This window comes from Actinoplanes sp. NPDC051475, from assembly GCF_040689425.1.
GTDB lineage: Bacteria > Actinomycetota > Actinomycetes > Mycobacteriales > Micromonosporaceae > Actinoplanes.
This window is the reverse complement of record NZ_JBFAZZ010000029.1, coordinates 57,242-64,871: the sequence shown is the minus strand read 5'-3', so window position 1 is coordinate 64,871 and position 7,630 is coordinate 57,242. Positions and strand designations below refer to the sequence as shown.

Here is a 7,630-nt window from a genome sequence, read left to right as displayed (position 1 = left end):
GTCCTTCGCGTCCGCCGAGCCGCAGAATTCACAACAGCCACGAAGGCAGCAAACAGGTGGAGCGAACCCGTCGGACCGATCAAGGGTGACACTGGATCTTTCGGTGTCTCCGGCCTGGCGCACCGGGGGCGAGGAAGGCCTCGTGATGACCACGACACTGGGTGATGTGACTGCTCGAGCCCCGATCGGCAGAAGGGAGCGAGTTTCGGCCGGATGCAACACCGGGGGCCGACGTTCGGGGTCTCAAGACGCGGCGTGCATCCGCGCTTGGTCGCGGATGACGTGCCTCGCTGCGCCGAGCAACCCGGCCGCGGCCAACAGCAGGCTTGCCGGAATGACGATCGTCAGGCTCAGACGCAGACCGTGCGCCGCCGCCTCCGATGCGGTCAGATCTGTCGCGGCGGCTGCGAACCGGTCGGAGAGCGCGCCCGCGAGGACCGGGCCGACGGCCCCGCCCAGGAGGTACGACGCGGCGAGATAGATCGACACGGCCGTGCCCCGCAGCCGCGGGCCGACGACGTCGGCGATGGCCGGGTAGGCGGCGGTGTAGTAGGCGTACTGCAGTAGCCAGCCGACGGAGAATATGATGACGAACAGAGCGACGTGATCCTCGCCCAACAGCAGCGCGCCGAGCGTGAGCGGAGCTGCCAGGAGCAGCGCGGACGCGCCGACGTAGACGCGTCCGGCGGCGGATCGGCGGCTTGCCCGGTCTGCGATCCGTCCACCGACGAGCAGGCCGGCCACTCCGGTGAGGCCGATGGTGATCCCGGTGAGCAGACCACTGGTAGGCAGGCTCATGCCGAAGTGGCGCTGGAACAACGGCACGCTGAAGGTCGCCACGGCGTACGCCGCCACCTGGGAGCCGATGGCGGCGAGCACCAGCCACCACAGTGTGCGCACGCGCAGGAGCCGGTGAAACGGCCGGTCAACCTCGCCGGTCGATGTTCCGGCGGACTCGGCGGCACCGCGTCGCGGTTCCCGGATGAACGCGAACAGGACTGCGATGATCAGGCCGGGGACTGCGGCGATGAAGAACGCCGCCCTCCACGTGCCGAATGCCTCCGTAATACCGCCGACGGTGAAGAAGGCGAGCACCAGCCCGAGGGGAAGGCCGAGTTGCAGCAGGCCCACGGCGCGGCCTCGACGGTCCGACGGGTACAGGTCGCCGATCATCGAGTTCGCCGCCGGGGCAAAGCTGGACTCACCGATCCCGACCAGCACCCGGATGGCGAGCAGGACGGCGAACGTCGTCGCCAGCCCGCTGATGCCGGTGAACAGGCTCCACGTGACCAGGCCTACCGAAAGGATCACCCGACGGGACCTCCGGTCGGCAAACCGGCCGAGCGGGATACCCACGATTGCGTACACCAGGGTGAACGCGGCGCTGAGCAGCCCGATCTGGGCGTCGGACAGCCCGAACTCGGCCTTGAGGGGTTCGACGATGATGGCCGGAATCGTCCGGTCATAGAAGTTCAGAAGGTTTGCGGCGAACAGCAGCGCCAGAATCGGGCCCGTCCGGGTGCCGGCCCGATCCAGCCGGTCGGCCGCGGACATCGTGGTCCGGGTATCGCTGGCGGTCATGTGGTCCTCCCGAGCGTCAGGCGGGCGATTCGCCATCGCCGATTCCCGGCTGCCAGTCCTACGGCTCAAAAGCCCGGTGGGACCGCTACCACACCTCACCGGAAGCGAGTGAAATGACCGACTGGCGCCTCGGCGATCCGGCAGTTCCCGGCAGTGATGAGCCGCCGGGCACGGGTTCCCCGATTCGGGTTCCAACGTATCGTTCCGCTGGTGGTGCCGTACCGAAAACGTCCGTTCCGCGGGCGGCCGACGCCGGCGGATACGGCTGGAATCGCCGTCGCGGTCAGGGCGACACTCCGCCCGATTGCTGGCCCGGCCATCGTCCGGCACAGGCTGCACGCCGTCGACCACGTCTCGGCGGACCCGCGGGTCAACCGTCGCCGCGCCGCCCGCCGACGGCCACTCGATGCAAGCATGCGCCCGTGAGCTCCACCGGCCACGTCACGGACGGCTCGGAGAACGGCGGTGCCGGGTCGCCCTATGCGGAGCGGCCCCGGACGGCCGGGTGCAGGTCAGGCGTGGCCTCAGGGACCCCGGTGACTTCGGCGGGTCCCGCGTCCGAGGCGTCGGCCGGTATCTCGCTCGCCGGCCGGGACGGCGAGGTGCGCAGGCCGAGCAGGCAGATGATCGCAACCAGGCCGAAGGCGACGCCGGCGATGGCGAAGCTGATCGTGAACTGCCGCTCGGACGGTAGCGCGGGCGTGCCCGGCGACAGATGGGCGATGGGATTGGAGGCGAGCAGCGACATGACAACGGCGCTGCCGATCGCGCTGCCGGCCGTGCGCGAGATCGAGTTGATGCCGTTGGCGATACCGCTCTGGTGCGGCGCGACATTGGCCACGATGAGCGCGGGCATCGCGGCGTAGCCGAGGCTGACGCCGGCACCGACCGCCATGCCGGCGCCGATGACCGAGAACGGAGTGTCGTGCGCGAGGGTCAGACAGGCGAAGCCGCCACCGCCGGCCACCGCGCTGAGGGCCAACGTCGACCGGGCCCCGAACCGGCGGACCAGCGAGCCGCCGAGCTGCGCGGCGAACAGCGCCACGATCGCCGATGGCAGCAGGTACTGCACCGACGTGCGAAGCACCGAGGCGCCGAATCCGTATCCGGTGAGGGTCGCCGGCGTCTGGGCCAGATACGACACGCCGATGAAGTGGGCGAACATACCGAAGCCCACGAACAGCCCAGCCAGGTTGGTGAACAGCACCGGGCGGCGGACGAACATCCGGAGATCGACGAGGGGTTCGCGTACTCTGCGCTCGACCAGGACCCAGACGGTGGCCATGGCCGCCGCGCCGACGAAGCAGGCCACCGTCCGCGGACCTGTCCAACCCCACGCCTGCCCCTGAGAGATCGGCAGCAACAGCAGCACGAGTGCTGCGGCCAAGGTCGCCGCGCCGAGGACGTCGACGCGGCCACCGGTACGGGCCGGCCCGGAGGGGACCAGGACGACGACGGCGGCTAGAGCGAGGACCGCGAGCGCGGTGGCCAGCCAGAACACCCGGTGGTAGTCCGTCCCCGGACCGTGGGTGAGCAGACCGGTCAGGACCAGTGCCACGCCGCTGCCGAAGGCGAGTGTGCCGCTGATCAGGGCCATGGCGGTGGGCAACCGCTCGGGCTGCACCTCCTCGCGCAGCACGGACAGGGCGAGCGGGAAGATCGCTGTGGCGGCGCCCTGCAGCACCCGGGCAACGATCAACCAGCTCAACGAGTGGGTGGTCGCCGCCAGGACACAACCCGCGACCATGACCCCCATGACGACCACCATGGTGGGCTTCTTGCCGTACTGATCGCCGAGGCGGCCGAACAGCGGGGTAAAGACCGCGGCGGAAAGCAGCGTCGCCGTGGCCACCCAGCTGATGTTGGCGACGCTCGTGTGCAGCGCCTGCTGCATCAGTCCGAGGATCGGCACGACGAGGGTCAGCATCACTGACACGACCATGGAGGCAAGTCCGAGCGCGAAAATCAGCACCGTGTCACGGCCGCGCTGCGAAGCGAGGGCTGGAGATCCCACGGCGTTGTCTCCCTACCGTACGGCTGGCCAGGCCGGACGCCCGCCAACAAGAATCTGGAAGCTCAAACTCGCAAGCTCGAATACTCCTCACGGTGTGTTCGGTAGTTGACGAGGCAAACTTCGCTCCTCTGGCTGCGACGTACGCCACTCCCGAGGCATCGTTCGCCGTACTGGCGAACCCGCCGATCATGTGGTTCGTCGGACCCGGGGGCGCGTTCGAAGGCGCGGGTATGGACAGGAAACCCGCCGTGCCACCCACTCCAGCGGTGGTGCATCTTCGATGGCAAGACTCGACGCTACGCCACCATCGGCGGCAAGAAGCCCAACTTCGCAGGCGGAGGACAACCTCAAGAGCGCCCGGGTCCGCCGTCGTTCCGGAAGGACACGCTCAAACAGCTGCAGCGGGACACCTTTGTCGAGTAGGACACCATGGCGCGTAGGGTGCGGCTGCCTCCCGCCCGTGCACGGCCGCCGAGGCGCGGTCGCCGGCGATGCCGCACGGCGCACCCTGCCGCCCGTCCTCGGTCTGTACGGCTTGGCGTTCGCCAGCACGCTGGTCTTCTGGACGGGCTGGAGGCGTATGAGCGGGTGCGCGCCTGCCATCGGCGCAAGTGGGCAAACCATGGCAACGCGGTTGTTCGATCAGCGTGGTTCTGCTGGCGCGTCCTGGTGTAGCTCGCGGGCGTACTCGGCGGGCGTGCGGCCGTATCGCTGTTTGAAGGTCCGGGTGAAGTGGCTGCCGTCCGCGAACTGCCAGCGCGCGGCGATCTCCGAGATGCTCCATCGGCCTCCGGCGAGGGCCGCGCGGGCCTCGTCGAGGCGCCGGTCGCGGATCCAGGTGGCCACCTGCTGCTCCTCGGCGGCGAAGGCGCGCTGCAGGGTACGGACGGAGACGTTGAGCTCGTGGGCCAGCATCGCCGGCGAGAGGCCGGGATCGGTGAGCCGGCGCGCCGCGAGGTCCTTCGCCGCTTGGGCCAGCGTGGGTGCCAGGCGGGGGTCCGCGGCGTCGAGCCCGTGCCGCGCCACCGCCCGGGCCAGTTCGACGAGCGTGTCCCGGGCGGCTTCGACGCCCGCCGGGCCGAGCGCGGGCAGCGTCCGGTGGACCATGCCGGCGTGCGCGACCAGCAGGCGTACCTCGGCGGAGGCGACGGACCCGGTCACCACGCGGCCGCGCAGCAGAGGTGTGAGGGCGGCGCCCGGCAGCACGAAGACCTGCGCCGTCGTGTGCGGCGGTGTCGCGAAGTGGGACAGCCGCCCGACGTGCCGAAGGACGAAACCCCCGGCCGGTACGGTCAGCTCGGAGTCTTCCCGGGAGTCGCCGAGCGCCCACTCGCCGCGGCTGACGAGCCACAGCCGGACGTGGTCCTCGCCCCGGCCCGGGCCGCCCGCCGTGCGGACGGCCGACGGCCCGTCTGCCGTGGTGATCGCCACGTCCCGCACCCTGGTGGCGCGGAACCGCACGCGGAAGTTGGTCATGGTTGCCGGGCTGAACGCGGGCATGGGGAAGCCCCCGCCGGTCAGCGCGTGCCACTGCTGCGTGAAGTCGCCGAAGTCGGTGGTCCGCAGGTCATAGGCTCCTGAGGTCGTATCGCTCATCGCTGTGTCGCAGATCTTCCGGCGGGGGTGACGCTTGCGTTCAAGCCCGGACCCTGTCGATCTTCCTAGGGTTCGGCATCATGACAACCCAGGACAGTAATACTCAAGGCCACAACCGAGGCCGGGTGGCCGTGATCACGGGCGCCGGCGGAGGGCTCGGTGCCCCGATCGCGTACCGCTTCGCGGCCGACGGGTACACCACAGTGTTCGTCGGGCGTACCGAGAACACCCTGCACCAGGCGATCGAGAACGGCCCTGTGGGCGCGGACATGCACGCCTGGGCCGGCGACGTCTCGGACCTCGACGCCGTCACCGCGGTCATGGACGGCATCGCCAAGCGGTTCGGGCGGCTGGACGTGCTGGTCAACAACGCAGGCCTCGCCCTGCCCGGGACCGCTGCAAGCGTCGAGCCAGCGGGATACCGCGCGATGATGAGCGTCAACGTCGACGGGGTCTTTTTCGCCTCGCGGGCCGCCCTGCCGCACCTGCGTGCCGTGCGCGGCTGCATCGTCAACATCGGGTCCGTCGGTGCGATCCGTGGCGACTGGCAGCAGGCCGCCTACAACGCTACCAAGGGAGCAGTGACCAACCTGACCAACGCGATGGCACTGGACCACGGCCACGAAGTCCGGGTCAACGCCGTCCACCCCGGTGTCACCCTCAGCAGCGACCTCATCCGCGTGGCCCTTGCCGACGGGACGCCGCTGCGCGGCCGGTACGACGACCGGGTGCCGATGGGCCGACCCGGCGAGCCCGTGGAGATCGCCGCGGTCGTCGCATTCCTCGCCGGCCCCGACGCCTCGTACGTGAACGGGGCGCACATCCCGGTCGACGGCGGCCTCACCGCGTCGAACGGTCAGGCCGACCTCTACCGGGCATGACACCGACTCGGCCAGGTTGGACGCCCCGTCGGTGAACTGACCGTGAGTTTGTCGATGCTGCCCATGGTGCGCTCGCCGACCGGCGATGGCGAAGCGGCGACGCTGTTCCGCCATCGCCCTCCCTTGGCGCCCTCGACGGCGTTCGCCTCGGCTGGCGCCGCGCGGCGGCGTGCCGCGTCTGTTACGGCACCTCGCCGACGTGGAACGCCAGTTGGTTTCGGTAACGTAGCGGTCCGGCGTGCCACCACCGTGTCTGTCGTGGACGTTTATTGCAGGCGGCCGCACTTCTCGAGGTCAGCGTCGCGGACGTGCAAGCCGGCCTTCGACACAGCGCTCCGGTTCGCGGGTGTGGTCAGCGCACGGCGAGCAGGTGTTCCATCGCCAGCCGCTGCAGTTCGGCGAAGCCGTAGCCCTTGGTGCGCGCGGCCTCCACGTCGTAGTCCTCGAAGGCCCCCCGGTCTGACATGAGCTTCTCGTGCGTCTCGCCCTCGTCCAGAGTCGGCCGGCTCAGCTCGGCCACGCCGGCGGCCGTCAAGGCCTCCTGGACCTCGGGATCGGCCCGGAACGCCCGCGCACGCTCCCGCAGCGTCAGGTACAGCTCCATGTTGGCCCGGGCGGACGCCCAAACGCCGTCCATGTCCTCGGTACGCAGCGGCTTGTAGTCGAAGTGACGGTCACCGTCGTAGACAGGGCCGCCACCGGGCGCGCCGTTCTCCAGCAGGTCGACCGTGGAGAAGGCCTGGATGAGGTCGCCGTACCCGAACACCTGGTCCTGGTCGTATCGGGGCCCTTTCTGCCCGTTGAGGTCGATGTGGAACAGCTTTCCCTCCCACAGCGCCTGGGCGATGCCGTGGGTGTAGTTCAAAGTCGCCATCTGTTCATGCCCGGTCTCCGGGTTGATCCCGACCATGTCCTTGTGCTCGAGCTGGTTGATGAACGCGAGGGCGTGCCCGATCGAGGGCAGGAGGATGTCACCGCGCGGCTCGTTCGGCTTGGGCTCGATGGCGAACCGCATGCCGTAACCCCGGTCGATGGAGTACTGCGCGAGCAGGTCGATGGCCTCGCGGTAACGGTCCAGTGCCGCCCGTACGTCCTTGGCGAAGTCGACCTCGGAGCCTTCCCGGCCGCCCCAGAACACGTAGATTTGCGCACCGAGCTCGGCGGCCAGGTCCATGTTCCGCATGACCTTCCGCACGGCGTACCGCCGGACCGACCGGTCATTGCTGGTGAAGCCGCCGTCCTTGAACACGGGGTCGCCGAACAGGTTCGTGGTGACCATGGGGACCTCGAGGCCGGTCTCGGCCAGCGCGGCCTTGAACTCCTCGATGATCCGCTGACGCTCGCTGCTGCTGCTGCTGCTGCCCGGCGGGATCAGGTCGTCGTCGTGGAAGGTGATGCCGTAGGCGCCGATCTCCGCCAGCTTGTGTACCGCTTCCACGGCGGCCAGTACTGGGCGGGTGGCCTCGCCGAACAGGTCACGGGCCTGCCATCCCACCGTCCAGAGTCCGAAGCTGAATTTGTCCTCGCGTGTCGGCCGAGGCGTCATGGGTGCCTCCCA

Annotated in this window: 5 protein-coding genes; 1 reads left to right on the top strand and 4 read right to left on the bottom strand. The window is 69.6% G+C overall.

Annotation, left to right across the window (positions count from 1 at the left end):
• Nucleotides 1-243 precede the first annotated feature (243 nt).
• The 3 genes from AB0368_RS36745 to AB0368_RS36735 form a co-directional block, all read right to left on the bottom strand.
• On the bottom strand, nt 244-1,932 hold the full coding sequence (locus AB0368_RS36745; RefSeq protein WP_366158665.1) for an MFS transporter: 1,689 nt from the start codon (nt 1,930-1,932) through the stop codon (nt 244-246).
• A 127-nt stretch (nt 1,933-2,059) separates the two neighbouring features.
• Complete coding sequence (locus AB0368_RS36740; protein ID WP_366158664.1) at nt 2,060-3,523, bottom strand: MFS transporter; 1,464 nt, start codon at nt 3,521-3,523, stop codon at nt 2,060-2,062.
• Between the two features lie 714 nt (nt 3,524-4,237).
• Nucleotides 4,238-5,191, bottom strand: a complete 954-nt coding sequence (locus tag AB0368_RS36735) for a helix-turn-helix domain-containing protein (RefSeq protein WP_366158663.1) — start codon at nt 5,189-5,191, stop codon at nt 4,238-4,240.
• Between the two features lie 80 nt (nt 5,192-5,271).
• On the opposite strand from AB0368_RS36735, the gene AB0368_RS36730 reads away from it, so the two are divergent.
• A complete protein-coding gene (locus AB0368_RS36730; RefSeq protein ID WP_366158662.1) occupies nt 5,272-6,072 on the top strand; it encodes an SDR family oxidoreductase in 801 nt (266 codons plus the stop codon).
• Nucleotides 6,073-6,424: 352 nt separating this feature from the next.
• Here AB0368_RS36730 and xylA read toward each other — a convergent pair whose 3' ends face one another.
• Nucleotides 6,425-7,618: a xylose isomerase gene (gene xylA, locus AB0368_RS36725; RefSeq protein ID WP_366158661.1), complete on the bottom strand. Its 1,194-nt coding sequence runs from the start codon at nt 7,616-7,618 to the stop codon at nt 6,425-6,427.
• Between the last annotated feature and the right edge of the window lie 12 nt (nt 7,619-7,630).

Bases quoted from the DNA above. Each gene is read 5' to 3' on its own strand.
- AB0368_RS36740 (WP_366158664.1), bottom strand. From the start codon at position 3,523: ATGGTCGTGTCAGTGATGCTGACCCTCGTCGTGCCGATCCTCGGACTG.
- AB0368_RS36735 (WP_366158663.1), bottom strand. From the start codon at position 5,191: ATGAGCGATACGACCTCAGGAGCCTATGACCTGCGGACCACCGACTTC.
- xylA (WP_366158661.1), bottom strand. From the start codon at position 7,618: ATGACGCCTCGGCCGACACGCGAGGACAAATTCAGCTTCGGACTCTGG.
- AB0368_RS36730 (WP_366158662.1), top strand. From the start codon at position 5,272: ATGACAACCCAGGACAGTAATACTCAAGGCCACAACCGAGGCCGGGTG.